Source organism: Arthrobacter sp. AD-310, from assembly GCF_054656615.1.
Genome location: NZ_BAAHNO010000020.1, coordinates 13398 through 38415, shown reverse-complemented (window position 1 = coordinate 38415; position 25018 = coordinate 13398). Strand labels below are relative to the sequence as shown.

Genomic DNA, 25018 nt, shown 5'->3' with positions numbered 1-25018 from the left:
GGCGGCAGGAAAGCAGCACAGTGATTGGAGTCACATCGCTGGTGTCCCTGCCCGGGCCGGCAGGACGGTGTGCACCGGCAACTCTCAATGAGGAGGAATGATGGGTAACGACGCCCATGCTCCGGACGCTGCGGCGTCCGTGGACTTCGAGGAAGTCCAGTCGACCGAACAGTTCCAGGAACTGCGCAAGCGCCACCGCAGCTTCGTTTTCCCCATGGCAGTGGCCTTCCTGCTGTGGTACTTCGCCTACGTGCTGCTCGCGGACTACGCGGTGGGATTCATGTCCACCAAGGTCTGGGGCAACATCAACGTCGGCCTCATCCTGGGCCTGCTGCAGTTCGTCTCCACGTTCGTCATCACCGGCCTGTACGTGCGCTACTGCAACAAGCGGCTGGACCCCATCGCGTCGGAGATCCGGCACGAAATCGAGGGGCATGAATTCGACAGGCACGGCAACCGGGTAGGCGGAGTCAACTGATGATCACTATTGCAGCCGCGGTGGACGTCGCCGCACTCAAGGACACCACCCTGCTCAACATGGGCATCTTCGGCCTGTTCGTCGCCGTGACCATGGTCATCGTGTTCCGCGCCAGCCGGAACAACAAGACCGCCGCCGACTACTACGCCGCCGGACGGTCTTTTTCCGGTTCGCAGAACGGGACCGCCATCGCTGGGGACTATCTTTCCGCGGCGTCCTTCCTGGGCATCACGGGCGCCATCGCCATCAACGGGTACGACGGCTTCATGTACTCCATCGGCTTCCTGGTGGCATGGCTGGTGGCGCTGCTGCTGGTGGCTGAACTCCTGCGCAACACCGGCAAGTTCACCATGGCCGACGTCCTGTCCTTCCGCCTCAAGCAGCGGCCCGTCCGCATCGCCGCGGCCATCTCCACGCTGGCAGTGTGCTTCTTCTACCTCCTGGCCCAGATGGCCGGTGCGGGCAGCCTGATCTCGTTGCTGCTCGGCATCAGCGACTGGGGCGGACAAGCCCTGGTGATCATCGTCGTCGGCGGCCTGATGATCCTGTACGTCCTGATCGGCGGCATGAAGGGCACCACGTGGGTTCAGATCATTAAGGCTGTCCTGCTGATCGCCGGCGCAGCCGTCATGACGCTGTGGGTCCTGGCCATCTACGGCTTCAACCTCTCCACCCTGCTGGGCGCGGCGGTGGATACCGCCAATAACCCGGCCGTCCTCAACCCCGGACTGCAGTACGGCAAGACCGAAACCTCCAAGCTGGACTTCATGTCCCTGGGCCTTGCCCTGGTCCTGGGCACCGCGGCCCTGCCGCACGTGCTCATGCGCTTCTACACGGTCCCCACCGCCAAGGAAGCCCGCAAGTCGGTGGTATGGTCCATCTGGCTGATCGGCCTGTTCTACCTGTTCACCCTTGTCCTGGGCTACGGCGCTGCCGCGCTGGTGGGCGCCGACACCATCAAGGCCGCCCCGGGCGGCGTGAACTCCGCCGCGCCGCTGCTGGCCTTCTTCCTGGGCGGGCCGCTGCTGCTGGGCTTCATCTCGGCCGTCGCCTTCGCCACCATCCTGGCGGTGGTGGCCGGCCTGACCATCACCGCCGCTGCGTCGTTCGCCCACGACATCTACGCGAGCGTCATCTCCAAGGGCAAGGCCGACGCCGACACCGAGGTCAAGGTCGCCCGGCGCACTGTGGTGGTGATCGGCGTCCTTGCCATCCTGGGCGGGATTCTCGCCAACGGACAGAACGTGGCCTTCCTGGTGGCGCTGGCCTTCGCCGTGGCAGCCTCGGCCAACCTGCCCACCATCATCTACTCGCTGTTCTGGCGCCGGTTCACCACCCAGGGCGCGGTGTGGAGCATGTATGGGGGACTGGGGGCGGCCATCGTGCTCATCATCTTCTCCCCGGTGGTATCCGGCGGTGCGACCTCGATGATCAAGGACGCGAACTTCGCGTTCTTCCCGCTGAGCAACCCGGGTATTGTGTCCATCCCGCTGGCCTTCTTCCTGGGCTGGCTGGGCACAGTCCTGGACAAGAACCGCGAGGACAGCTCCAAGCAGGCAGAGATGGAAGTACGTTCCCTCACCGGCGTGGGGGCGGAAAAAGCCACCAGCCACTGATCCGACGCCGCTTACAAAGCAAGAGCCGCCGGACCGGGTACCACGTACCCGGTGCGGCGGCTCTTCTTACCTCTGGTGGTGTCCGCCCGGCACGGTGGCGGTACCGTGTTCACCCTGACCGTGTTCACCCTGACCGTGTTCACCGTGCGGCACGGCATACTGTCCGGGCGTGGACGCGGCGAGTCCCGGCGTCGCAATTCCTGCCACCAGCACCGCGCCGGCAAAGGCCGCCAGCAGCAGCCGCCCTGGCGAGGCTGTACCTTCGGTGGCCGCGGTCGCCCGGAGCCTGTGCGGCGCGGAGTTCCTGCGCAGCCAGGCGACGGCCGCGACGATCATCAGGGTCAGCAGAAGCGCAGCCAGGTGGCTCAGGTTGAGCCGGGACGCTTCCGGCGGGCTGGCGGCAATGGCCGCCACGTGGAGGCCGGCTGCGGTCCCCAACACTGGCCCGGCCCGCCTGCCCGGGACGCGTCCGCGCGCGAGGTACGTTACGCCCGCCGCGAGCAGTACGGCGCCCCAAACCCCGGCAATGGCGCCAGCAACGTATCCGGTGGTTCCCGGCGTGCCCGTGCCGCCGGCAAAGAAGCTGGAAGAGATCGCCAGGTCCACCGAACCCGCGCCGAATGCGGCGAACCCCGTAACCAGGCGGACAGCCGGGAACGCCGGCGCGCCCCCTGCGGGCTGGTCCGGCGCCGCCGGCGCGGGGTGCGCCGGCACTCCCGAAACGGCCAGGTCCATGCCGTCCCTAGGCCCGGACGGTAGCGGGCGACTTGTCCAGGGACAGGCCGACGCCCAGGAGCAGGACGGCGCTTGCGAGGTGGAGGACGTTGTCGGCGCCGTTGAGGGCGATGATGTTCAGCGGGGAGCCCAGGAGGAAAAGGCCCAGCACACCCACCAGCAGGTAGACGGCGCCCACTGTGGAGTTCACTGCACGTGCGCCCGCCGTCCCCTTCAGGCCGGCGGCCAGCAGGGCGGCGCCGATGGCGAGGTGGATGATGTTGTGCAGCGGGTTCACCTCAAAAATGATGAGGTTGGCACCCTCGGTGGCGGCGAAGCCAATACCCGAGGTGACGGCGAAGCCGAGGAGGCCCACCAGCAGGTAGACGGCTCCAAAAACAGTGGCGACAAGACGGTTGGGTGAAGTGCGCATGGCCCGAATCCTTCCGGTAGGGCGGGGTAGGTGTTCCCCGCCGGACTGCGGGTCCCCGTCCGGGACCCTCGGAAGCGATTCGGACCATGTGGAAGCGCGGATGGGTAAAAGATCAGCAAACTTCCTAATCCTCCCCGCGGCCAGGTTCCGCTAGGCTGCGGGCCTCAACTTGATATTGGTCATCTTGAGCTCGTCCGTGCCCTCAAAACGGTAGGCGAGGTCCACATTCTTGCCCTCGCAGGTGATGATGCCCGCGATGTCGGCGGACTTCACGCCGTCCTCCGTGGACACCTGGACATCGTTGTAGGCAGGCTTGCAGTCCCCGTCCATCTCCAGGCTTGCTACGCCGGCGATGAAGGATTCCTTGGACAGTTGCTCCTGCAGCGCCGGGTCCAGGTAGTCGTCGTAGGCTTTGGAGCTGTCCCCGGCAATCACGAGCCTGGTAAAGCCGTCCGCAAGCCCCTTGGCCTGGTTGGTGGCGCTGCCCGCCACGTTAACGAGGATAACGATGCCGAGGACCACCAGCAGCAGGACGGCGCCGATGGCGGTGAGGACGATCCACAGCCTGGGCCCTTTCCTCGCGGGCGGCTCCTCCCCGGGCAGGCCGAACGGCCCCGCCGAGGCGTACTGGCCCGGCTGCGGGGGAAGCTGCTGCTGCCCGGAGCCGGGGTGGCCCGGCTGGTACGGTTCCTGGGGACTGCTCAAGGTGTGGAGCCTTTCAAAAGTGGTGTATCAGCGCCGCCCGGTTCCGGAGCCTGGTGCCGGCCCGGCGGATATCTGCGACCAAGCCTATTATCCCCGGCCGCCGGCGCCGTACTCGATACCTGCAGCAGTCAGCTCCGGCCGGAACCGCGTTCGAGCAATGGCTGGACCCGGAAGGGAATGAGCTCACCCATCGCCAGGGCGGTGTCCGCCCGCTCCACGCCGTCGCACGCAAGGATCTTGCCGTTGATGCGGAAGAGATCCTCGGCGTCCACCGCCACCACCCGGAGCAGCAGGTCGGCTGAACCAGTGAGGCCGTATCCTTCGAGGATTTCCGGGATCCCGGAAAGCTCCTTTGCAAGCTGCGTGAGTTTCTGTTGCTGCACGTGCACGGAGATGAACGCCATCAGCGGATAACCCAGCGACGCAGGATTGATGCGGCGCTCAAAGGACAGGAAGACGTGCTTCTTCTCAAGCTGCGCCATCCGCGCCTGCACTGTGTTCCGGGACAGGCCGAGCTCCTGGGCCAGCGCCACCACGGTCTTCCGGGGGTCTTCCGCCAGGGCCGAAAGCAGGCGGGTGTCAGTGCCATCCAAAGCTTGCATAATGCGCAAAGCTAGCACGGTGCGCGGGCCGCCAACAGAGCAGAATGCTCAGGAATCGGCGCGGCGGTTGTACCTCCTGAATATTGTGAGTAGGGTCACAAATATCCGGGGCAACGGCGCCCGGGCGGCCGGCGGGCCGGGGCCACAAGCCTCCAAAGCCGCCGGTCAACGACGTGAGAAGGTTGCGGTCTATCGTGTCTACAGACGAAACGGGCCAGGTCGGCGGAAGCGCCCCGGACAGCGCCCACGAAACCCATGGAACGGCGCACCGGCTGATCCAGCTCATCACACCCGCGGGAGAGCGGGTCAGCCACCCCGAATACGACTTCTGGGTCAGGGACATCACCGACGAACAGCTGTGCGCCCTGTTCGAGGACATGACCGTTATTAGGCGCATCGACGTCGAGGCCACTGCGCTCCAGCGCCAGGGCGAGCTGGCCCTGTGGCCGCCGCTCCTCGGGCAGGAAGCCGCACAGATCGGGTCCGGCCGCTCCCTCCGCGACGTCGACTTTGTCTTTTCCAGCTACCGGGAAAACGGCGTTGCCTACTGCCGCGGCGTGGACCTGACGGACATTCTCCGGGTATGGCGCGGCAACGCGCCCTCCGGCTGGGACCCGTACTCAATCAACATGGCCACCCCGCAGATCATCATCGGGGCCCAGACCCTGCACGCCACCGGCTATGCCATGGGCATCCAGAACGACGGCGCGGACTCAGCAGCCATCACCTATTTCGGCGACGGCGCAACCAGCGAAGGCGACGTCAACGAGGCCATGGTCTTCGCCGCCAGCTTCCAGGTCCCCGTCGTGTTCTTTTGCACCAACAACCACTGGGCCATCTCCGAACCCGTCCGGCTGCAGTCGCACATCCAGCTGGCCGACCGGGCTGCCGGGTTCGGGATCCCCAGCCTGCGGGTGGACGGCAACGATGTCCTGGCCGTTATGGCAGCCACCCGTGTCGCCCTCGACCGGGCACGGCGGGGCGGCGGCCCGACCTTCATCGAAGCCGTCAGTTACCGGATGGGCCCGCACACCACCGCTGACGACCCCACCCGTTACCGCGACCCCAATGAGCTTGAGGACTGGGCCGCCAAAGACCCGATCAGCCGGGTGGCCGCGCTCCTGGACCGGAAAGGCCTGCTGACGGAGCAGCTGCAGCAACAGGTCAAGGACAAAGCCGACGCCGTCGCACGCGGGCTGCGGGACGGCTGCACCAACATGCCGGACCCGCAGCCACTGGACGTGTTCAAGCACGTGTACAGCACACCCAATTCCTGGCTGGACCGGCAGCAGGACCACTACGCCCGTTATCTGGCCTCCTTCGGTGATCCCGCCGGGGCCACGCTCGAAGAAGGTGCACGCTGATGACCCAGATGACCTTTGGCCGTGCCATCAATGCAGGCCTGCGCAAGTCCCTCGAAAACGACCCCAAGGTCGTCCTCCTCGGCGAGGACATCGGAACCCTCGGCGGCGTGTTCCGGGTGACCGACGGACTGCAGAAGGACTTTGGCAAGCACCGGGTCGTGGACACCCCGCTGGCCGAATCCGCCATTGTGGGCACCGCCGTCGGCCTTGCCTACCGCGGCTACCGGCCCGTGGTGGAGATCCAGTTCGACGGTTTCGTGTACCCGGCGTTCGACCAGATCGTCAGCCAGGTGGCGAAGCTCCACTACCGCACCCGGGGCGCGGTCAAGATGCCCATCACCATCAGGATTCCGTTCGGCGGCGGCATCGGCTCGCCCGAACACCACTCCGAATCCCCGGAAGCCTACTTCACGCACACGGCAGGCCTGCGGGTCGTCACCGTGGCCAGCCCGCAGGATGCCTACACGGTCATCCAGCAGGCTGTCTCCTGCGATGACCCGGTGATCTTCTTCGAACCCAAGCGCCGGTACCACGACAAGGCAGAGGTTGATGAGTCAGTGGACCCGCGGACGGCCGTGCCGATGGACAAGGCGCGGGTCCTCACCGAAGGCAGCGACGTCACTCTGGTGGCCTACGGTCCTCTGGTGAAGACCGCCCTGGACTCGGCCTCTGCCGCAGCCGATGAAGGGATCTCCATCCAGGTCATCGACCTGCGATCGCTGGCGCCGGTCGACTACGGCACCGTCGAGGCCTCGGTCCGGCGCACCGGCCGGCTGGTTGTCACGCACGAGGCCGGCCAGTCCGGCGGCCTCGGCGCGGAGGTCGCTGCCAGCATCACGGAGCGCTGTTTCTATCACCTGGAGGCGGCGCCCGTACGCGTCACCGGCTTCGATATTCCCTACCCCTACTCAAAGCTTGAGATGCACCACCTGCCCGGCCTGGACCGCATCCTCGACGGCGTGGACCGTGTACTGGGCCGGCCCAACTCCCTCAGCGGGCTGGAAGGATGAGCGGCACCATGATCAAGGAATTCCGGCTCCCGGACCTCGGCGAGGGACTCACCGAGTCAGAAATCCTCAGCTGGAAGGTCGCCGTGGGCGATTCCGTAAGTCTCAACCAGGTTATTGCCGAGGTGGAAACAGCCAAGGCTGTGGTGGAGCTCCCGTCGCCGTTTGCCGGGGTCATCAAGGAACTCCACGAACAGCCGGGCAGCGTCGTCGAGGTCGGCAAGCCGATCGTCTCCTTCGAGGTCCCGGACGACGCCGGGGCGGCACCTTCCGCCCCCGCCGGCCCGGCAGCCACGGGAGACAACCCGGTGGCGGGGGACGCTTCCGCCGGAAAGGACGAGGCGGGGGAGGCCGCTCCAAAACGGCAACCCAATCTCGTGGGTTACGGCGCCGTCGTCGAAAGCCCCGGCCGGCCGGTGCGGCGCCCGCGGAACTTCCCGGCCGCCCCGGCAGGGGAGCCCGCCGAAGCAGTGGTTGAGCCCGACGAAGCGGTGGTTGAGCCCGCCGAGCGGCCCCGCTCCACGCCGCCGGTGCGGAAGCTGGCTAAGGACCTGGGCATCGACCTGGACCGGGTCGCCGGCACCGGCCCTCACGGCCTTATTACCAGGGAAGACGTCCATGCCTTCCAGGAGATGGCGGTGGCCGCGACGGGCGCTGCGCCGGGCTCTGCAGGAGAACCCGGCAAGGAAGCGCGGCCGGGAGAACGCGAAACCCGGGCCCCGATCAAGGGGGTCCGGAAGCTCACGGCAGCCGCCATGGTGCAGAGCGCCTTCACGGCACCCCACGTCACCGAGTTCCTCACCGTGGATGTCACACCCGCCATGGACCTGCTGGCCAGGCTCAAGGCCTCCAGCTCCTTCTCCGGCGTGAAGCTGACACCGCTGACCCTTGCGGCCAAGGCGGCGCTGATAGCCCTGCGCCGCAACCCGTCAGTGAATTCCCGCTGGGAGGAAGCCGCCCAGGAAATCGTCACGTTCAACTATGTAAACCTGGGCATCGCAGCGGCAACGCCCCGCGGCCTCACCGTCCCCAACATCAAGGACGCCGATGCGCTGCCGCTGCATCAACTGGCGGAAGCGCTCGCAGGCCTGGCAGAAACGGCCCGCGCCGGCAGGACCACTCCCGCGGACCTGTCCGGCGGCACCTTCTCCATCACGAACATCGGCGTGTTCGGCATCGATGCAGGCACGCCGATCATCAACCCCGGAGAAGCAGCCATCCTGGCGATGGGCGCCGTGCGGACCATGCCGTGGGAGTACCGCGGCGAGGTTGCCCTGCGGCAGGTCATGACGCTGAGCCTGTCCTTCGACCACCGCCTGGTGGACGGTGAGCAGGGCTCCCGCTTCCTGGCCGACGTCGGCGCCATCCTGGCCGACCCCGGCATGGTGCTCACAATGGTCTAACCGCCCCATCCTGCCGCCCGGCCGGAAGTTCTAGGGCATCAGTTCCTGGCCGGCGGCGGGACCGGCGGCCACCGTCAGCGCCGCCAGCGCCATCCCCTCCAGCAGGGGCCGTGCGGTGGCGGCCGCAATCCGGCGGCCGTGGCTGCGTACCGAGTGCGGGGTGGAATTGATGAGGCCGAACGTGGCGTGGGCGCGCATCCGGAGCTCGGAGCTGTCTGTACCCGGCTGGAGTTGCGCCAGGACGTCCACCCAAAGTTCCACGTAGCTGCGTTGCAGGGCGCGGACCGTGGCCTGGTCCTGCTCGGAGAGGTTGCTCAGGTCCCGGTCCTGCACCCGGATCACGTCCGGTTTGCCCAGGGCAAAGTCCACCTGGAAAGCGACCAGCCGGCTCAGGGCTGTTTGGGGATCGGGGCTTGTGTCCACCACGCGGCGGCCGCCCTCCAGCAGTTCCCGGCTGACCGTCACCAGCAGATCCGCCAGGACCGCCTGCTTGCCCGGGAAATGCCGGTAGACCGCCGGGCCGCTGACTCCTGCGGCAGCTCCGAGGTCCTCCAATGACACACGGTTGAAGCCGTTCATGGCAAACAGCGAGGCGGCCGCTGTCAGCAGGGCCTGGCGGCGGTTCTCCTTCGCCTTGCTGCGCTGGGTTGGATTGGCTGCGTTCGCTGTCGGGGTTGCATCGGCCGGCTGGGTTGCGCTGCCCTGCGGGGCTGGGCTGCCGGGCGCGGCCATGGCGTCGGTGCTGGGCACATTTCCTCCTCGGGACCCGCAGATTCTAGCAAGGCCGGGCAGTGTTGGACATCACAGTTAATTGGGACTAACCTGAATTTCAGTTATTGGCCACTAACCGAGCTGCCAATGCCGGGCCGGTTCAGAGAGGAACGGATCCTGCCGATGGAGACCCTTGCCAGCAGGCTCGACCCCACCAGCGAGGCTTTCACCGCCAACCACCATGCGCAGGCCGGTCTCGCTGAGGACCTGCGGAAGAGGCTCGCCGATACTGCGCTTGGCGGCCCGGAAAAAGCCCGCGAGAGGCATATAGCCCGGGGGAAGCTCCTGCCCCGGGAGCGTATCGACCAACTGCTCGACGACGGCAGTCCTTTCCTGGAAATCGCCCCTCTCGCCGCCAACGGGATGTACAACGACGACGCCCCCGGAGCCGGGGTGATCGCGGGCATCGGCCTGGTGCACGGACGGCAGGTCCTCGTGATCTCGAATGACGCCACGGTCAAAGGCGGCACCTACTATCCGATGACCGTCAAGAAGCATCTGAGGGCGCAGGAGATTGCCCTCGAAAACCGGTTGCCCTGCATCTACCTGGTGGATTCGGGCGGGGCGTTCCTGCCGAAACAGGACGAGGTCTTCCCGGACCGGGACCACTTTGGCCGGATCTTCTACAACCAGGCCCGCCTTTCCGCCGCCAAGATCCCGCAGATCGCCGCGGTTATGGGCTCCTGCACGGCCGGCGGTGCGTACGTGCCTGCCATGAGCGACGAAACTGTCATCGTCCGCAACCAGGGCACCATCTTCCTGGGCGGCCCGCCGCTGGTGAAGGCCGCCATCGGCGAGATCGTCAGCGCCGAGGAACTGGGCGGCGGCGAGGTCCACTCGCGGATCTCCGGGGTGACGGACCACCTGGCGGAAAACGATGACCACGCGCTGCAGATCATCCGGGACATCGTAGCCACGCTGCCGCCGCCGGCGCCGCCCGCCTGGCAGGTGGAACCCGCCGTCGAGCCCGCCGCGGACCCCGCCCAGCTGTACGGCGCCGTACCCACGGACGTCAATGCCCCCTACGACGTCCGCGAGGTCATCGCACGGCTGGTGGACGGCAGCACCTTCCACGAATTCAAGAAGGACTACGGAACCACCCTCGTCACCGGCTTCGCACGGATCCACGGGCACCCGGTGGGCATCGTTGCCAACAACGGGGTGCTGTTCAGCGAGTCCTCCCTCAAAGGCGCCCACTTCATCGAACTCTGCGACCAGCGCGGCATCCCGCTGCTGTTCCTGCAAAACATTTCCGGCTTCATGGTGGGCCGGGACGCGGAGCAGGGCGGCATCGCCAAGAACGGCGCCAAGATGGTCACCGCCGTTGCCACCGCCCGTGTCCCCAAGCTCACCGTCGTGATCGGCGGGTCTTTCGGGGCCGGCAACTACTCCATGTGCGGCCGGGCCTACTCGCCCAGGTTCCTTTGGATGTGGCCCGCAGCCCGGATCTCGGTGATGGGCGGCAACCAGGCGGCCAGCGTCCTGGCCACCGTCAAGCGTGACCAGCTGGAGGCCGCAGGCAACGAATGGTCCGGCCAGGATGAGGAAGAGTTCAAGGCTCCCATCCGCCGGCAGTACGAGGACCAGGGAAGCCCCTACTACTCCACCGCCCGCCTGTGGGACGACGGCGTGATCGACCCCGCGGACACCCGCACCGTCCTGGGCCTGGCCCTGGACGTCGTCTCCCGCACCCCCTTGCCGGAAACCTCCTTCGGCCTGTTCCGGATGTGAGCCAGCCATGACAGCACCAGCCACGAACGTTTCGCCGGCCGGCACCCCGCCGGCGCGGGAGCCGCTGTTCGGCACCGTCCTGGTGGCCAACCGCGGCGAGATCGCCTGCCGCGTCATCCGGACCCTCCGCGCCCTCGGGATCCGCTCGGTCGCCGTATACAGCGATGCCGACGCCGGCGCCCGGCACGTGCGAGAAGCCGACGAGGCGGTGCGGATCGGCCCCGCCGCGGCCGCCGAAAGCTACCTCAACATCGGTGCCGTCATCGAAGCCTGCCGCCAGAGCGGTGCCGAGGCGGTGCACCCGGGCTACGGCTTCCTCAGTGAGAACGCGGACTTTGCCCGGGCCCTGGAACGGGCCGGCATCACGTTCATCGGCCCCGGCGTCGAGGCCCTCAACGTCATGGGGGACAAGATCCGCGCCAAGAACCACGTTGCCGGCTATGGAGTCCCGGTCGTCCCGGGCGTTGCCCGCCCCGGGATGACGGACGCCGAACTCGTGGCGGCCGCGTCCGCCGTCGGGTTTCCGCTGCTCATCAAGCCGTCCGCCGGGGGCGGCGGCAAGGGGATGCATGCAGTCGCAAAAGCGGAGGACCTGCCGGGTGTCCTGGCCACCGCCCGCCGCGTGGCGGCAGGCGCTTTCGGTGACGACACCCTGTTCCTGGAGCGGCTGGTCATCACCCCGCGCCACATCGAGGTCCAGGTGCTCGCGGACAGCCACGGCAACGTTATCCATCTCGGCGAACGCGAGTGCTCGCTGCAGCGGCGCCACCAGAAAGTCATTGAGGAAGCGCCGTCACCGCTGCTGGAAAACCTGCCCAACGGCGCAGCTGTCAGGGCACGCATCGGCGAGGCCGCCTGCAACGCCGCGCGCAGCGTGAACTACACCGGTGCCGGTACGGTCGAGTTCCTGGTCTCCGACGATGCCCCGGACGAGTTCTACTTCATGGAGATGAACACCAGGCTGCAGGTGGAACACCCGGTCACCGAAATGGTTACGGGCATCGACCTCGTCGAATGGCAGGTGCGCATCGCCGCGGGTGAGGAACTGACTGTCCGGCAGCCCGACGTCGACCTTTCCGGCCACGCCGTGGAGGCGCGCGTCTATGCCGAAGTCCCGGAGAAGAACTTCCTGCCCTCCACCGGCAGGGTGTACCTGCTGGATGAACTGCCGGCCGGAACCGGGGGCAGGGTGCGGGTGGACTCGTCCCTGATGGAGGGGCTGGAGCTCTCCGCCAACTACGACCCCATGATGTCCAAGGTCATCGCCTGGGGCGGCGACCGTTCAGCCGCGCTGGACACCCTGGATGCCGCGCTCGCCGGTTACACAGCCCTGGGCCTGGATACCAACGTCGAGTACCTGCGGCTGCTGGTCAATGATCCCGACGTCCGGGCAGGCCGCCTCGACACCGGCCTGATCGAACGCAAACTGCCCGCACTGGAATTCCGGCGCATCAGTGAAGCCGAGCTGGTCGCGGCGGCGCTTACGGCACTCGCGGCCGGGGACGCTACGGTAGGGAACGCGCCTGCCACAGATCGCGCCGCCCCCGCCGGCGGGCCCTGGCAGGCCCGCAACGGCTGGCGCCTCGGTGCCCCGGCGCCGCGGCGGGTCAGTTTGGGAACGCCCGACGGCGGCGTGGCCACTGTCGCGGTCAACGGAGACGTGGCGTCCGGGAAGGTTGCGGTGGCGGTCGACGGCGGCGCGCGGCAGGCAGCGTCGCTGCGCCTTTCAGGGCCAGGCCGCGCGGACCTGACGCTCGGTGGCGCCATGCATGAATACGCGGTGTTGCCGGTCCCGGACGGGCCGGGCACGCCAGCGGGTGTGTTCCTCGGCAACGGCGGCTGGTCCTGCCGGCTGGACGTGCTGACGCGGGAGGCACGGCTGGAGCGGGTCCTGGCCGCCATCCAGCGCGAGGAAGGCGCAGCAGATCCGGCGGTGCGCTCGCCGATGCCCGGCACCGTGGTGTCCGTGCCGGTGCGGGACGGTGACGCCGTTGCGGCAGGACAGGTCCTTGTCTCCGTGGAGGCCATGAAGATGGAGCACCAGCTCGTGGCACCGCTCGCCGGGACCGTCCACCTCAACACCCGGGAGGGCGACCTGGTGAAGGCGGACCAGATGCTCGCCACCATCCACCCCGAAGTTGCCTCCGGGCAGCAGCAACACACGTCCCCCCAAGGCGAAGGAGCCTCCTGACATGCCCGGTTTTGAACTTACCGAGGAGTACCGCGACCTCAGCGACACTGTCCGCGACTTCGCGGACAACGTGGTGGCGCCGGTCTCGGCCAAGCACGACGAAGAGCACAGCTTCCCCTACGAAGTGGTGAAGCAGATGGCTGAGATGGGCCTGTTCGGCCTGCCGTTCCCGGAGGAGTACGGCGGAATGGGCGGTGACTACTTCGCCCTGGCCCTGGCCCTGGAGCAGTTGGGCCGAGTGGACCAGTCCGTGGCAATCACCCTGGAAGCCGGCGTGTCCCTCGGTGCGATGCCGGTATACCGCTTTGGCGCCGAGGCCCAGAAGCAGGAATGGCTGCCCATGCTTGCCTCCGGGCAGGCGCTCGCCGGCTTCGGGCTCACAGAACCCGAAGCCGGATCGGATGCCGGCGGCACCAAAACCACCGCGCGGCGGGATGGGGGAGACTGGGTGATCAACGGCAACAAGGAATTCATCACCAACTCCGGCACGGACATCACCCGCCTGGTGACGGTCACGGCGGTCACAGGGCAGAAGGAACGCTCCGACGGCAGCGTCCAAAAGGAGATCTCCACCATCCTCGTGCCTACCGACACGCCCGGTTTCAGGGCGGAGAAGCCCTACAACAAGGTGGGCTGGAACGCCTCCGACACGCACCCGCTGACCCTCAAGGACGTGCGGGTGCCGGAGGAAAACCTCCTGGGAACCGAAGGCCGCGGCTACGCCAACTTCCTCTCGATCCTGGACGAAGGGCGCATCGCCATCGCCGCCCTCGCCGCCGGCGCGGCCCAGGGATGCGTGGACCTCTCCGTCAAATACGCCAGGGAGCGCAAGGCGTTCGGCCACGAGATCGGCAAGTACCAGGCAGTGTCCTTCAAGATCGCCCGGATGGAAGCCAGGGCCCACACCGCACGCCTGGCCTACTACGACGCGGCCGCCAGGATGCTCGCCGGGAAACCGTTCAAGACGCAGGCGGCCATCGCTAAGATGGTCGCAGGCGAGGCGGCCATGGACAACGCGCGGGATGCCACCCAGGTATTCGGCGGCTATGGCTTCATCAACGAGTTCACCGTGGCACGCCACTACCGCGACTCCAAGATCCTTGAAGTGGGGGAGGGCACCACGGAGGTCCAGCTGATGCTGATCGCCCGCGAACTGGGCCTGTAGCGGCCGGTTCGATGCACGCAGGACTGCAGCCGGCCTGAAAGGATCGATGATGATTGACAAGGTTGTTGCCAGCGCCGACCAGGCCGTTGCGGACATTCCGGACGGCGCGTCGCTGGCCGTGGGCGGGTTCGGCCTCTGCGGCATCCCGGTCACGCTCATCGATGCGCTGCACCGTGCCGGCACGTCGGACCTCGAAACCGTCAGCAACAACTGCGGCGTGGATGACTGGGGGCTGGGCATCCTGCTCCGCGACGGGCGCATCCGCCGCACCATCAGCTCCTACGTCGGCGAGAACAAGGAGTTCGCCCGCCAGTACCTGGCCGGGGAACTGGAGGTAGTGCTCACCCCGCAGGGCACCCTCGCCGAGAAACTCCGCGCCGGCGGTGCCGGAATCCCGGCGTTTTACACCAAGGCGGGGGTTGGTACGCAGGTGTCCGACGGCGGCCTGCCGCAAAAGTACGACGCCAACGGCGGGATCGCGGTCGCCTCCCGGCCGAAGGAAGTGCGGACCTTCGGCGGCGTGGACTACGTCCTGGAGGAATCCCTGACGCCCGACTTCGGCCTGGTCCACGCGTGGAAGGGCGACCGGCACGGCAACCTCGTGTTCCACGCCACCGCCATGAACTTCAACCCGCTCTGCGCCATGGCCGGACGGATCACCATCGCCGAGGTGGAGGAACTCGTCGAACCCGGCGAACTGGACCCCGAACACATCCACACCCCCGGCATCTTCGTGCAGCGCGTGGTGCTGGCAGCCGGCGCGGAAAAACGGATCGAAAAGCGGACGGTCGCCCTCAACCGGCAGGCAGGAGCATAGCCATGGACCCCAACAGCCCCGAAGCCCCCCGTCCGGAAGCTGTCCGGCCCGAGTACCGCCGGGCCGCCTCCCAGCATGACGCCCCCGGCGACGGCCGCGACACCTCGGACACCAAGGGCTGGACGCGCAACGAGCTGGCCGCAAGGGTGGCGAAGGAACTCCACAACGGACAGTACGTGAACCTCGGAATCGGCATGCCCACCCTGATCCCCAACTACATCCCGGCCGGCGTGGAAGTGGTGCTCCACTCCGAAAACGGAATCCTCGGCGTCGGACCCTACCCGGCAGAGGATGCCGTGGACCCGGACCTGATCAACGCGGGCAAGGAAACCGTCACGGTCAACAAGGGCGCCGCGTTCTTCGACTCCGCCCTGTCCTTCGGCATGATCCGCGGCGGCCACGTGGACGTTGCCGTGCTGGGTGCCATGGAGGTGGCCGCCAACGGCGATCTCGCCAACTGGATGATTCCGGGCAAGATGGTCAAGGGCATGGGCGGGGCCATGGACCTGGTCTTCGGGGCCAAAAAGGTCATCGTGATGATGGAACACGTGGACCGGAACGGGAACCCCAAGATTGTGCAGCAATGCTCGCTGCCCGTCACCGGTAAGGGATGCGTCGACCGGATCATCACCGACCTCGCGGTCATCGACGTCGTCCCGGACCAGTCGGGTCCCCGGCTTGTCCTGCGGGAACTGGCGCCGAACGTGTCGGTCGAGGACGTCGCCGCCGCCACCGGCGCGGACCTGTTCGAAGAAGACCGGGAACTGACCGTATGACGGACAACGGCCCGAGGGTGGTTGAGCAGCGGGGGCTGTATTTCGACGAGCTCGAAGAAGGGGTGGTGTACGCGCACCGCCCCGGCCGGACCGTGACGGAGGCGGACAACGTACTCTTCACCACCCTCACCATGAACACGCAGGCGCTGCACCTGGACGCTGCCTGGAGTGCCGGCCAGCCGTTCGGCCAGCGGCTGGTCAACTCGATGTTCACGCTCGCCACCGTGGTGGGCCAGTCGGTCGGCCAGCTGACCCAGGGGACCATCATCGCCCAACTGGGCCTCACCGACGTGTCCTTTCCGCACCCCTTGTTCCACGGGGACACCCTCTATACCGAAACCGTAATCACCGCCCGTCGGCCCTCGGCCTCGCGGCCCGGGCAGGGCATCGTCACCATGCAGCACACCGGGCGCAACCAGGAGGGCACGGTGGTGGCCCTGGCCACCCGAAGCTGCCTGATGTGGACCAGGGCGGCGCACCGGGAAGCGCAGAGCGGCCAAAACACCGGAGAATAGGTTTATGACCTTTGTGATGGGACCCGCCCTGCTCTTTTGCCCCGCTGACCGGCCGGAACGCTACCAGAAGGCCGCTGCCCGCGCCGACGCCGTCATCCTGGACCTCGAGGATGCGGTGGCGCCCGGGGACAAGCAGCGGGCCCGGGGCGCCATCCTCGCCCAGGTGGGAGCAACCGGTGACGAACCGGAGCTTGAGCCCAGCAGGACCATCGTGCGGGTGAACCCTGCAGGCACCGAGGAATTCGAGAAGGACCTGCACTGCCTGGCGCACACCCCGTACCGGACGGTCATGCTGGCCAAGGCGGAAACCGCCGAGCAGCTGGCGGCCCTGGACGGGTACCAGGTCATAGCGCTGGTCGAGACCGCCCTGGGGGTGGTCAACGCCGCCGCCATCGCTGCAGCCCCCAACGTGGTGGCGCTGATGTGGGGAGCCGAGGACTTGCTGGCGACGCTGGGCGGAACGTCCAGCCGGACGGACGACGGCGGCTACCGGGCCGTTGCGCTGCACGCGCGGTCGTCGGTGCTGCTGGCGGCCCGGGCGTTCGGAAAGGAAGCCGTGGACGCGGTCTACGTGAACATCCCGGACCTCGACGGGCTCGCCGCCGAAACCGCTGATGCCGTGGCCTCAGGGTTCAGCGCCAAAGCCTGCATCCACCCCAGCCAGGCCGCTGTGGTGCGGGGGGCCTACGCGCCGTCCGAAGCCGACGTCACCGCCGCCGCGGCGCTGCTGGAGGCAGCCCGGGCTGCCGGGGCCGGCGTCTTCCAGCACAACGGGAAGATGATCGACGGGCCCATCCTCAAGCACGCAGAGGCCGTCCTCCGCAGGGCCGGGCAGGGCGTCTAGGACAGGCGGGCGGTGCCGCGCCGCCAGTTCACCTCCGCTGGCGGTTCACCTCCGCTGCCCGGGGGACCGGCGCAGGGAGATGGGGCGGATGGGCTGGGACAGCAGCGTCCGCACCCAGCGGTTCCCTGTCTCGCGGAACTCCTGCCGGGTGGCGAAACGGTAGTGGTAGGTGAGGACGCGCACCCAGCGGGGCGGCTCGCCGTCGAACGGGTCATGGCGCAGGAGCCGCAGCGTTTTCCTGTCCGCTTCCAGCAGCTTGGCCAGGAACTCGTAGAACCACTCCTCATGCACCGTGCGCAGCGGCAGGAACCACATCAGCCAATCCAGTCGCAGGTGGTAAGGCGCCCACTGCCGCGGGATGCGGCGCACGTCCCCTGGCTTGCCTTTGAAACCATACTCGCGCCAGTCGGAGGAGGCGTCCGGTTCCACGCCGAGGGTGCCCTCCACCACCACCTCAATCCGCTGTTTGGTGACCGTGCCGAACGCACCATAGGTGTTCACCAGCTGCCAGCGGTTGAAGCTGGCATTCATCAGCTGCCTGCTCGAGAAGAGGTTCCGCAGCGGCCAGTAGCTCAGCACCAGCAGCAGCAGGGTCGCGGCCAGCGTGATGGCCAGCCACCACAGCGGCGTCTCCCGGTCCGCCGCACCGTGCCAGTCCACCGGGATGGCCGGGAACACGGCGTGTGCCACGGGATCGCTGACCGCGGCGAACGCCAGTACGATCGCAATCCAGTTGAGCCAGGCGAAATTCCCCGAGGCCACCAGCCACAGTTGCGTCACGATGACGACCGCCGCCGCCGCGCTGCCCACAGGCTGGGGTGCGAACAGGAGGAACGGCACCACCAGCTGGGCGAAATGGTTGCCCAGCACTTCCACCTTGTGCAGGGGCCTGGGCAGCAGATGCGCCTGCCTGCTCAGCGGCCCGGGCATGGGTTGCGTTTCGTGGTGGTAGTAGAGGGCTGTCAGGTCGCGCCATTCCCGCCCGCCACGGATCTTGATCATTCCTGCCCCGAACTCAAGCCGGAACACCAGCCACACGATCAGGAGGAGGATGGTGCGGGGCGGGTCCGTCTGGTCCGAACCCAGGAAGGCCACCGTGAAGCCCGCTTCCAGGAGCAGCATTTCCCAGCCGAAGCCGTAGAACGTCTGCCCCACGTTGACGATGGACATGTACAGCAGCCACAAGGCAAGGAAGGCAATCAGCGGAACCCAGGGCGGGCCCGTTTGTGGAATCCCGGCCACCAGCAAAAGGGAGATCACCAGGCCCGCCGCGCAGACCGCCCGGAGCAGCCTGTCGGAATACCGCCAGCGGAACAGTGTGGGCCGGCGCAGCCTGCTGAAACCTGCCAGGTAGTCCGGGACCGGGAGGAGGCCGCGCTCGCCGAGCAACGCGGGGAACTGATTGAGGGAGGAAAGGAACGCCACGAAGTACAGCGCGGCAACACCCCGCTGCAGCACCTGCCGGGCAAACTCGTATTCCGGCGCATCGAACCATGACAGCCAGTCCACGAAAACCACGTTACGCCGGGCAGGACAAGGCGCAAGGGCACAGGCCGGGGAGAAGAGGGCGGAGGAACAGCGGACCCGGCCGGTGCGGGATACTTAACCAATGCAGCCACGCAGAATCGTCCTCCTCGGATCCACCGGTTCCATCGGCACCCAGGCGATTGACGTCGTCGACGGCGCCCCGCACCTTTTCGAGGTCGTGGCCCTGAGCGCCGGCGGCGGGAACCTGGAACTGCTGGCAAAGCAGGCTGTCCACACCGGGGCCGCCGCCGTCGGCATCGCCGACGGGGACCCGGCCCGGCTTGTGGCACTCATCGCCGACGCGGCGACGGCCGCCGGCCGCGGCGGCTACCGGCCCGAGATCATCTCCGGCCCCGATGCTTCCACCCGGATCGCCGCGATCGAAGCCGACGTGGTGCTCAACGGGATCACTGGTTCAATCGGGCTGGCTCCCACGCTGGCGGCCCTTCAGTCCGGCGCCACGCTGGCGCTGGCCAACAAGGAATCCCTCATCGTCGGCGGGGAACTGGTCAAAGCGGCCGCCAGCGACGGCCAGATCGTCCCCGTGGATTCGGAGCACTCGGCCATCGCCCAGTGCCTGCGCGCCGGATCGGCCGGCGAAGTGGAGAAACTCATCCTCACCGCCTCCGGGGGCCCGTTCCGCGGCAGGAGCCGGGAAGAACTGCACGGCGTCACCCCGCAGGAGGCACTGGCCCATCCCACCTGGGACATGGGCGTCATGGTGACCACCAACTCGGCAACCCTGGTGAACAAGGGCCTGGAAGTGATCGAGGCGCACCTGCTTTTCGACGTGCCCCTGGACCGCATCGACGTAGTGGTCCACCCCCAGTCGGTGGTGCATTCCATGGTCCAGTTCGTGGACGGCTCCATCATCGCCCAGGCCTCACCGCCGGACATGCGCCTACCCATCGCCCTGGGGCTCGGCTGGCCCGACAGGGTGCCCAACGCCGCTGCCGCGTGCGACTGGACAAAGGCTGCCACCTGGACTTTCGAGCCGCTGGATGCAGGGGCGTTCCCGGCGGTCAGCCTCGCCAAGGAGGCCGCCCGGCAGGGCAGCACGTTCCCGGCGGTGTTCAACGCGGCCAACGAGGAAGCCGTCACCGCTTTCCACGCCGGCCGGATCCGCTTCACCGACATTGTGGACACCGTGGACAGCGTCCTCAGCGAACATTCAGGTTCTTCCCGGCTCACGGTGGAATCCGTGCTCGATGCTGAGAGCTGGGCACGTGCCCGGGCGCATGAGCGTTTAGCAGTCAGCAGTCTCTAGGAAGCAGCAGCAATTGACTCCCGTTCTCCTCTTCATCCTCGGCGTCGTCTTCGTGGCGGTTGGCATCGCTGCGTCCATCGCGCTGCACGAGGTGGGCCACCTGGTCCCCGCCAAGCTTTTCAGGGTGCGGGTCACCAAATACATGATCGGCTTTGGCCCCACCCTCTGGTCCCGCCGGAAAGGCGAGACTGAATACGGCGTGAAGGCCATACCGCTGGGCGGGTACGTATCCATGATCGGCATGTACCCGCCGAACAAGGAGGACGGTTCCGTCCGTCCCTCCAGCACCGGGATGTTCCAGACGCTCGCCACGGAGGCCCGGTCCATGGCGCACGAGGAAGTGGGTCCGGGCGACGAAAACAGGGTCTTCTACCGGCTTCCCGTATGGAAGAAGATCATTGTGATGCTCGGCGGCCCGGCCATGAACATGGTCCTGGGCCTGCTGCTCACCGCTGTCCTCCTCATGGGATTCGGCATGGCGACGGCGACCACCACCATCTCCGATGTCTCCAAGTGCCAGGTGGCCGCCGGTGAAACCGTTGACCCTGACTCCGCCGACTGCCGGCTGACGCCTGCTGCCGCTGCCGGACTCCAGCCCAATGACAAAGTCACTGCCTTCGATGGCAGGGAGGTCACCAGCTGGGACCAGCTCACGGAATGGATCCGGGCCTCCGCCGGACGCGAAGTGGCCATGACCGTGGAACGCGACGGAAAGCCGTTTGACACCAGCGTGACCCCGGTCCTGTCCGCCCGGCCCGTCATCGGCCCGGACGGCCGGCAGGCAACGGACGACGCCGGCACCCTCCTCTACCAGGACGTAGGCTTCCTGGGCATCGGCGCGCAGACCGAACTGGTGCCCCAGCCGGCGTCGTCCGTCCTGCCGATGGCGGGGGAGAACATCCGGCAGGTTGCGGGCGTCATCTTCAACCTGCCGGCACGCGTGGTGGGCGTCGCGAAGGCTGCCTTCAGCGAGGAACCGCGCGATCCCAACGGACCCATCAGCGTGGTGGGCGTCGGCCGGGTGGCAGGTGAGGTTGCAGCCATGGAGGAGATACCGCTCCAGTCCAGGGTCGCCACCCTCATCGGGCTCCTGGCCGGACTTAACTTTGCGCTCGCCGTCTTCAACCTCATCCCGCTCCTGCCGCTCGACGGCGGGCACGTTGCCGGAGCACTGTACGAAGGCGTCCGGCGGCAGGTTGCGCGCCTCTTTGGCAGGCCGGACCCGGGAGCCTTCGACATCGCCAAACTGCTTCCCGTCACCTACGTGGTTGCCGCCCTTCTCATGGGCATGAGTGCGCTGCTTATCTACGCGGACATCGTCAAACCAGTGAATCTTTTCGGCTGAGCCTACATCAGCCTTCAGCGGCTGATATCCGCTAATCAGCCGCCTGCGATTGATTATCCGAAATCAGCCGCGTACGGTTGATGATATGTTCGTTCTGACCATCGACCAAAGGGGCAGTACGTCCGACGTCGACCGGGTACCCGGGCTGATTGCCGCCCTGGCGGACTGCACGCCCGCACTCTTCGAGCGCTCGGTGGGCGACGAGCTGCAGGGCGTCGTCGACGACCCGGACCAGGTGGTTGATGTCGCCCTTGCGGCCCTGCGGGACGGGCACTGGTACGTTGGCATCGGAATCGGCTCTGTGCATCTGGCCGCCGGCGGCAGCCCCCGGGAAGGTTCCGGAAGCGGCTTCGTTGCCGCCCGCAAGGCGGTGGAACTGGCAAAAAGCGCCGCCGGCCAGGTTCCGCTGTCGGTGGTCGGCGGCACAATGGTCCCTGATGCCACCCGGGCCCCGACCCCGGAAGGCCTGGCAGCCGCTTCCCACGCCCAGGCGGTGCTCCGGCTGCTGGGCCGGCTCGTGCAGGAGCGCACCGCGGCACAGTGGCGCGTGGTGGACCGGCTGCGGGCACTGCAGGGCGGCGCCGGAAAGCACGGCAGCCAGAAGCAGGTAGCCAAGGAACTGGGAATTACGGAGCAATCGGTGAGCCGTACCGTGCTGCGGTCGGGTTGGCAGGAAGAATGGGCTGCCAGGCCGGCGGCCGCCATGCTCCTGGAGTATGCCCGTGCCGGCATTGCCCAAGTCAGCCCTGAAGGAGGCCGGTGATCCCGTTCTGGATAGCTGCCGCGCTGCTGGCCGCCGGGTTCGGCGGCTGGCCGGTTACGGCGCTCGTGTTCAAACTTGCCCGCACGATCGATGACAAGGCGGATGCGGCAAAGGCGGCAGAGCAGGTCCGCCGCGCAACGGAAGATCCGTCCGCCGACGTCACCGTCGACAGCCCGCCAAGGGCCGCGGCACAGGACCCGGCCGGCCAGCGGGTGGACGGCGAACTGACCGCGGAAACCGACCGGCCGCCGTCGGACACTGGCCAGGCGGGCGTGCCCGCTCCAACCCAGCGGATCCTGCGCGGCGGGGCGATCATCGGCATCCTTGAGCGCCTGGGCGTATGCCTTGCCATCCTTACCGGACAGCCTGTAGCCATCGCCTACATCGTTGCCATCAAGGGCCTGGGCCGGTTCGCGGAGCTGAAGGAGACCCCGGTGGCCGCCGAGCGCTTCATCATCGGCACCCTGGCCTCGATGCTCTGGGCCGCCGGTATCGCGGCCGCGGTCAAGGTTGCGTTCCTCACTTAGGCGTCCGCGGAACGCCCGCCGGCAGGTGCCCCGTGCTGTCCGGAGATGGGTGCCGGGGCCGCCGGGGCGATAGGGTAGCCGTATGACAGTTTTTGCCGTTGAGTACGTTTATGCCGCCGATTCCACCGAGGCCCGGAACGAGGCCCGGCCGGCACACCGGGAATGGACCGGCAACCTGGCGCAGGACGGCGCCATCCTCGCCAGCGGACCCTACGGTGACGGCGCAGGCGCACTGCTGATCTTCAAGGCGGCGGATGAAGCCGCCCTCCACTCGATCCTCAAGCAGGACCCGTTCGCGGCTGCCGGCGTCATCGCCGGGACGCGCATCACCGAATGGTCTCCGGTGACCGGCATGCTCGCCGGCCTCGCCGCCTAAGCCGTTTCCTTTTACCTCTAGGAGTCCACGTGACCTCGGTCAGCCTGGGAATGCCGTCAGCCCCGCCACCCGTCCTCGCCCCGCGGCGTAAAACGCGCCAGATCAAGGTCGGCTCGGTGGGTGTTGGTTCGGACTTCCCCATCAGCGTGCAGTCGATGACCACCACGCCCACCACCGACATCAACGCCACCCTGCAGCAGATCGCTGAGCTGACCGCTTCCGGTTGCGACATCGTCCGTGTCGCCTGCCCCTCCGCGGACGACGCCGAGGCGCTGCCCATCATTGCGCGGAAGTCGCAGATCCCGGTGATCGCGGACATCCACTTCCAGCCCAAGTACGTGTTCGCGGCCATTGAGGCCGGATGCGCGGCCGTCCGCGTGAACCCCGGCAACATCCGCAAGTTCGACGACCAGGTCAAGGAAATCGCTGCTGCCGCCCGCGACCACGGCACCTCCATCCGGATCGGCGTGAATGCCGGCTCGCTGGAGCCCGGCATCCTCAAGAAGTACGGCAAGGCCACCCCCGAGGCCCTGGTCGAGTCTGCAGTCTGGGAAGCCTCCCTGTTCGAGGAACACGGCTTCCACGATTTCAAGATCTCCGTCAAGCACAACGATCCCGTGGTCATGGTCGCGGCTTACGAGATGCTGGCCGAGAAGGGTGACTGGCCGCTGCACCTCGGCGTCACCGAGGCCGGCCCCGCGTTCCAGGGCACCATCAAGTCCGCCACCGCCTTCGGCGCTTTGCTGTCCCGGGGGATCGGCGACACCATCCGCGTTTCCCTCTCGGCCCCGCCTGTCGAGGAAATCAAGGTGGGCAACCAGATCCTGCAGTCCCTCAACCTGCGCCCGCGCAAGCTCGAAATCGTGTCCTGCCCCTCCTGCGGCCGCGCCCAGGTGGACGTGTACACGCTGGCGGAGCAGGTTACCGCGGGGCTGGAAGGAATGGAGATCCCGCTGCGCGTGGCAGTCATGGGCTGCGTGGTGAACGGACCAGGCGAGGCACGCGAAGCGGACCTGGGCGTGGCTTCCGGAAACGGCAAGGGCCAGATCTTTGTGAAGGGCGAAGTCATCAAGACTGTCCCCGAGAGCCAGATTGTTGAGACACTGATCGAAGAGGCCATGCGTATCGCGGAAGAGATGGGGGAGGCCGATGGCGAAGATGCTGTCAAGGGTAGCCCCGTGGTTAGCGTCTCGTAAGGACGTTCCTGATCCGGCGGGACTGTCAGTCCGCACGCTGGACAGCCACGACACCGAGGCGCTGAAGCTGCTGGCACAGCAGGATCCGGTGGCCAACGTGTTCATCCTTGCCCACCTGCGCGCCGCCGGCACGGCCGCTCCCACCAGCGGCGGTGCCGGCATCATCGGCGTGTTCGACGACGGCGTCCTGGTGGGTGCGTGCTGGGCCGGTGCCAACCTGGTCCCGGTCCAGCTCGATCCCGTGCTGGCAGGCGCCGTGGCCGACGCAGCCAACAGGTCCGGCCGGCGGTACGCTTCGGCGTTCGGCCCGGCGGACGCGGTCCTCGCCCTCTACGCCGAACTGATGGAGCTGGGCCACCGGGCACACGAGGTGCGCGATGACCAGCCCCTGATGGTCATCGACGGGCCGCCCCGCGTGGACCCGAATCCGGGGCTTGGCCTGGGAAACCTTGCCGATTTCGACCGCATCCTCCCTGCCTGTGCCGCCATGTTCGAGGAGGAAGTCGGCTACTCGCCTTTCCTCGGCGGACGGGAGTTCTACAGCCGCCGGGTGGAAGGCCTCATCCGGCAGGGCTATTCCCTGGTCCATCTCAACGACGCCCACGAGGTGGTGTTCAAGGCCGAACTGGGTGCGGTCACCGCCGACGTCACACAGGTCCAGGGCGTCTGGATGAACCCTCTCTACCGTGGACAGGGATTGAGTGCCGGATACATGTCCGCCGTCGTGGAGCAGGCACAAAAGCTGGCGCCCATCACCAGCCTCTACGTCAACGGCTTCAACGTCCGGGCGCGGTCCACCTACGAGCGCGTTGGGTTCCGCCAGACGGGGACATTCGCTACAGTTCTCTTCTAGCCGCCACCGCGGGCCGGCATCAGAATATTGGG

At 67.4% G+C, this 25018-nt stretch carries 25 protein-coding genes; 19 read left to right on the top strand and 6 right to left on the bottom strand.

What is annotated here, in order from left to right:
* The first annotated feature begins 100 nt into the window (after positions 1–100).
* The gene (locus ACYQ1Z_RS13375; RefSeq protein ID WP_459793020.1) at positions 101–478 is read left to right on the top strand and encodes a DUF485 domain-containing protein; all 378 of its coding nucleotides are present in this window, start codon (positions 101–103) and stop codon (positions 476–478) included.
* Complete coding sequence (locus tag ACYQ1Z_RS13370; RefSeq protein WP_459793019.1) at positions 478–2094, top strand: solute symporter family protein; 1617 nt, start codon at positions 478–480, stop codon at positions 2092–2094. The genes ACYQ1Z_RS13375 and ACYQ1Z_RS13370 overlap by 1 nt, the downstream gene beginning before the upstream one ends.
* 66 nt (positions 2095–2160) lie before the next feature.
* Here the strand turns inward: ACYQ1Z_RS13370 and ACYQ1Z_RS13365 are convergent, their stop codons facing one another.
* The 4 genes from ACYQ1Z_RS13365 to ACYQ1Z_RS13350 all read right to left on the bottom strand — a co-directional run bounded on the left by ACYQ1Z_RS13365 (position 2161) and on the right by ACYQ1Z_RS13350 (position 4548).
* Positions 2161–2829 carry a hypothetical protein gene (locus ACYQ1Z_RS13365; RefSeq protein ID WP_459793018.1) on the bottom strand — a complete coding sequence of 223 codons (669 nt, stop codon included), beginning with the start codon at positions 2827–2829 and terminating at the stop codon, positions 2161–2163.
* A gap of 7 nt (positions 2830–2836) precedes the next feature.
* Positions 2837–3241, bottom strand: coding sequence for a DUF4383 domain-containing protein (locus ACYQ1Z_RS13360; RefSeq protein ID WP_459793017.1), 405 nt, complete (start codon positions 3239–3241; stop codon positions 2837–2839).
* A gap of 150 nt (positions 3242–3391) precedes the next feature.
* Positions 3392–3946 (bottom strand): hypothetical protein, encoded by a 555-nt coding sequence (locus ACYQ1Z_RS13355; RefSeq protein ID WP_459793016.1) that lies wholly within the window; start codon positions 3944–3946, stop codon positions 3392–3394.
* Between the two features lie 128 nt (positions 3947–4074).
* A complete protein-coding gene (locus ACYQ1Z_RS13350; protein WP_459793015.1) occupies positions 4075–4548 on the bottom strand; it encodes an Lrp/AsnC family transcriptional regulator in 474 nt (157 codons plus the stop codon).
* A 194-nt stretch (positions 4549–4742) separates the two neighbouring features.
* Between ACYQ1Z_RS13350 and pdhA the strand changes: the two genes are divergently transcribed.
* Genes pdhA through ACYQ1Z_RS13335 form a run of 3 tightly spaced genes read left to right on the top strand, consistent with a single transcriptional unit; the run spans position 4743 to position 8322 of the window.
* Entirely contained in the window at positions 4743–5912 is a 1170-nt protein-coding gene (gene pdhA, locus ACYQ1Z_RS13345) for a pyruvate dehydrogenase (acetyl-transferring) E1 component subunit alpha (protein WP_459793014.1), read from the top strand.
* Positions 5912–6922: an alpha-ketoacid dehydrogenase subunit beta gene (locus ACYQ1Z_RS13340; RefSeq protein WP_459793013.1), complete on the top strand. Its 1011-nt coding sequence runs from the start codon at positions 5912–5914 to the stop codon at positions 6920–6922. The genes pdhA and ACYQ1Z_RS13340 overlap by 1 nt, the downstream gene beginning before the upstream one ends.
* Entirely contained in the window at positions 6919–8322 is a 1404-nt protein-coding gene (locus ACYQ1Z_RS13335; protein ID WP_459793012.1) for a dihydrolipoamide acetyltransferase family protein, read from the top strand. The genes ACYQ1Z_RS13340 and ACYQ1Z_RS13335 overlap by 4 nt, the downstream gene beginning before the upstream one ends.
* Positions 8323–8352: 30 nt before the next feature.
* Here ACYQ1Z_RS13335 and ACYQ1Z_RS13330 read toward each other — a convergent pair whose 3' ends face one another.
* Complete coding sequence (locus ACYQ1Z_RS13330; RefSeq protein ID WP_459793041.1) at positions 8353–9054, bottom strand: SACE_7040 family transcriptional regulator; 702 nt, start codon at positions 9052–9054, stop codon at positions 8353–8355.
* Positions 9055–9216: 162 nt separating this feature from the next.
* Between ACYQ1Z_RS13330 and ACYQ1Z_RS13325 the strand changes: the two genes are divergently transcribed.
* From ACYQ1Z_RS13325 to ACYQ1Z_RS13295, 7 genes are read left to right on the top strand one after another with little or no spacing between them, the layout of a single operon-like run.
* The gene (locus ACYQ1Z_RS13325) at positions 9217–10824 is read left to right on the top strand and encodes a carboxyl transferase domain-containing protein (protein ID WP_459793011.1); all 1608 of its coding nucleotides are present in this window, start codon (positions 9217–9219) and stop codon (positions 10822–10824) included.
* Between the two features lie 7 nt (positions 10825–10831).
* A complete protein-coding gene (locus ACYQ1Z_RS13320) occupies positions 10832–13015 on the top strand; it encodes an acetyl/propionyl/methylcrotonyl-CoA carboxylase subunit alpha (RefSeq protein ID WP_459793010.1) in 2184 nt (727 codons plus the stop codon).
* Between the two features lies 1 nt (position 13016).
* Positions 13017–14180 carry an acyl-CoA dehydrogenase family protein gene (locus ACYQ1Z_RS13315; protein WP_459793009.1) on the top strand — a complete coding sequence of 388 codons (1164 nt, stop codon included), beginning with the start codon at positions 13017–13019 and terminating at the stop codon, positions 14178–14180.
* Between the two features lie 49 nt (positions 14181–14229).
* Positions 14230–14997: a CoA transferase subunit A gene (locus tag ACYQ1Z_RS13310; RefSeq protein ID WP_459793008.1), complete on the top strand. Its 768-nt coding sequence runs from the start codon at positions 14230–14232 to the stop codon at positions 14995–14997.
* A 2-nt stretch (positions 14998–14999) separates the two neighbouring features.
* On the top strand, positions 15000–15773 hold the full coding sequence (locus tag ACYQ1Z_RS13305) for a CoA transferase subunit B (RefSeq protein WP_459793007.1): 774 nt from the start codon (positions 15000–15002) through the stop codon (positions 15771–15773).
* Positions 15770–16288, top strand: coding sequence for a MaoC family dehydratase (locus tag ACYQ1Z_RS13300; protein ID WP_459793006.1), 519 nt, complete (start codon positions 15770–15772; stop codon positions 16286–16288). The genes ACYQ1Z_RS13305 and ACYQ1Z_RS13300 overlap by 4 nt, the downstream gene beginning before the upstream one ends.
* A gap of 4 nt (positions 16289–16292) precedes the next feature.
* Positions 16293–17132: an HpcH/HpaI aldolase/citrate lyase family protein gene (locus ACYQ1Z_RS13295; RefSeq protein ID WP_459793005.1), complete on the top strand. Its 840-nt coding sequence runs from the start codon at positions 16293–16295 to the stop codon at positions 17130–17132.
* Between the two features lie 45 nt (positions 17133–17177).
* Here ACYQ1Z_RS13295 and ACYQ1Z_RS13290 read toward each other — a convergent pair whose 3' ends face one another.
* Positions 17178–18641: a lipase maturation factor family protein gene (locus ACYQ1Z_RS13290; RefSeq protein WP_459793004.1), complete on the bottom strand. Its 1464-nt coding sequence runs from the start codon at positions 18639–18641 to the stop codon at positions 17178–17180.
* 100 nt (positions 18642–18741) lie between these two features.
* On the opposite strand from ACYQ1Z_RS13290, the gene dxr reads away from it, so the two are divergent.
* The 7 genes from dxr (at position 18742) to ACYQ1Z_RS13255 (ending at position 24986) form a co-directional block, all read left to right on the top strand.
* Complete coding sequence (dxr, locus tag ACYQ1Z_RS13285) at positions 18742–19926, top strand: 1-deoxy-D-xylulose-5-phosphate reductoisomerase (protein WP_459793003.1); 1185 nt, start codon at positions 18742–18744, stop codon at positions 19924–19926.
* 13 nt (positions 19927–19939) lie between these two features.
* Positions 19940–21271, top strand: coding sequence for a M50 family metallopeptidase (locus tag ACYQ1Z_RS13280; protein ID WP_459793002.1), 1332 nt, complete (start codon positions 19940–19942; stop codon positions 21269–21271).
* An 85-nt stretch (positions 21272–21356) separates the two neighbouring features.
* Positions 21357–22034: a MarR family transcriptional regulator gene (locus ACYQ1Z_RS13275; RefSeq protein WP_459793001.1), complete on the top strand. Its 678-nt coding sequence runs from the start codon at positions 21357–21359 to the stop codon at positions 22032–22034.
* Positions 22031–22561, top strand: coding sequence for a hypothetical protein (locus tag ACYQ1Z_RS13270; RefSeq protein ID WP_459793000.1), 531 nt, complete (start codon positions 22031–22033; stop codon positions 22559–22561). Before ACYQ1Z_RS13275 ends, ACYQ1Z_RS13270 begins: the two co-directional genes overlap by 4 nt.
* An 82-nt stretch (positions 22562–22643) precedes the next feature.
* Positions 22644–22937, top strand: a complete 294-nt coding sequence (locus ACYQ1Z_RS13265) for a YciI family protein (RefSeq protein ID WP_459792999.1) — start codon at positions 22644–22646, stop codon at positions 22935–22937.
* A gap of 29 nt (positions 22938–22966) precedes the next feature.
* Entirely contained in the window at positions 22967–24133 is a 1167-nt protein-coding gene (gene ispG / locus ACYQ1Z_RS13260; protein WP_138133288.1) for a flavodoxin-dependent (E)-4-hydroxy-3-methylbut-2-enyl-diphosphate synthase, read from the top strand.
* Positions 24096–24986 (top strand): GNAT family N-acetyltransferase, encoded by an 891-nt coding sequence (locus tag ACYQ1Z_RS13255; protein ID WP_459793040.1) that lies wholly within the window; start codon positions 24096–24098, stop codon positions 24984–24986. The genes ispG and ACYQ1Z_RS13255 overlap by 38 nt, the downstream gene beginning before the upstream one ends.
* The last annotated feature ends 32 nt before the right edge of the window (positions 24987–25018 follow it).

Coding starts and splice junctions, on each gene's coding strand:
- ACYQ1Z_RS13315 (WP_459793009.1), top strand. CDS start 13,017: ATGCCCGGTTTTGAACTTACCGAGGAGTACCGCGACCTCAGCGACACT.
- ACYQ1Z_RS13325 (WP_459793011.1), top strand. CDS start 9,217: ATGGAGACCCTTGCCAGCAGGCTCGACCCCACCAGCGAGGCTTTCACC.
- ACYQ1Z_RS13295 (WP_459793005.1), top strand. CDS start 16,293: ATGACCTTTGTGATGGGACCCGCCCTGCTCTTTTGCCCCGCTGACCGG.
- ACYQ1Z_RS13360 (WP_459793017.1), bottom strand. CDS start 3,241: ATGCGCACTTCACCCAACCGTCTTGTCGCCACTGTTTTTGGAGCCGTC.
- ACYQ1Z_RS13365 (WP_459793018.1), bottom strand. CDS start 2,829: ATGGACCTGGCCGTTTCGGGAGTGCCGGCGCACCCCGCGCCGGCGGCG.
- ACYQ1Z_RS13320 (WP_459793010.1), top strand. CDS start 10,832: ATGACAGCACCAGCCACGAACGTTTCGCCGGCCGGCACCCCGCCGGCG.
- ACYQ1Z_RS13350 (WP_459793015.1), bottom strand. CDS start 4,548: ATGCAAGCTTTGGATGGCACTGACACCCGCCTGCTTTCGGCCCTGGCG.
- ACYQ1Z_RS13310 (WP_459793008.1), top strand. CDS start 14,230: ATGATTGACAAGGTTGTTGCCAGCGCCGACCAGGCCGTTGCGGACATT.
- ACYQ1Z_RS13300 (WP_459793006.1), top strand. CDS start 15,770: ATGACGGACAACGGCCCGAGGGTGGTTGAGCAGCGGGGGCTGTATTTC.
- dxr (WP_459793003.1), top strand. CDS start 18,742: ATGCAGCCACGCAGAATCGTCCTCCTCGGATCCACCGGTTCCATCGGC.
- ACYQ1Z_RS13275 (WP_459793001.1), top strand. CDS start 21,357: ATGTTCGTTCTGACCATCGACCAAAGGGGCAGTACGTCCGACGTCGAC.
- ACYQ1Z_RS13265 (WP_459792999.1), top strand. CDS start 22,644: ATGACAGTTTTTGCCGTTGAGTACGTTTATGCCGCCGATTCCACCGAG.
- ACYQ1Z_RS13335 (WP_459793012.1), top strand. CDS start 6,919: ATGAGCGGCACCATGATCAAGGAATTCCGGCTCCCGGACCTCGGCGAG.
- ACYQ1Z_RS13340 (WP_459793013.1), top strand. CDS start 5,912: ATGACCCAGATGACCTTTGGCCGTGCCATCAATGCAGGCCTGCGCAAG.
- ACYQ1Z_RS13370 (WP_459793019.1), top strand. CDS start 478: ATGATCACTATTGCAGCCGCGGTGGACGTCGCCGCACTCAAGGACACC.
- ACYQ1Z_RS13255 (WP_459793040.1), top strand. CDS start 24,096: ATGCTGTCAAGGGTAGCCCCGTGGTTAGCGTCTCGTAAGGACGTTCCT.
- ACYQ1Z_RS13305 (WP_459793007.1), top strand. CDS start 15,000: ATGGACCCCAACAGCCCCGAAGCCCCCCGTCCGGAAGCTGTCCGGCCC.
- ACYQ1Z_RS13330 (WP_459793041.1), bottom strand. CDS start 9,054: ATGGCCGCGCCCGGCAGCCCAGCCCCGCAGGGCAGCGCAACCCAGCCG.
- ACYQ1Z_RS13375 (WP_459793020.1), top strand. CDS start 101: ATGGGTAACGACGCCCATGCTCCGGACGCTGCGGCGTCCGTGGACTTC.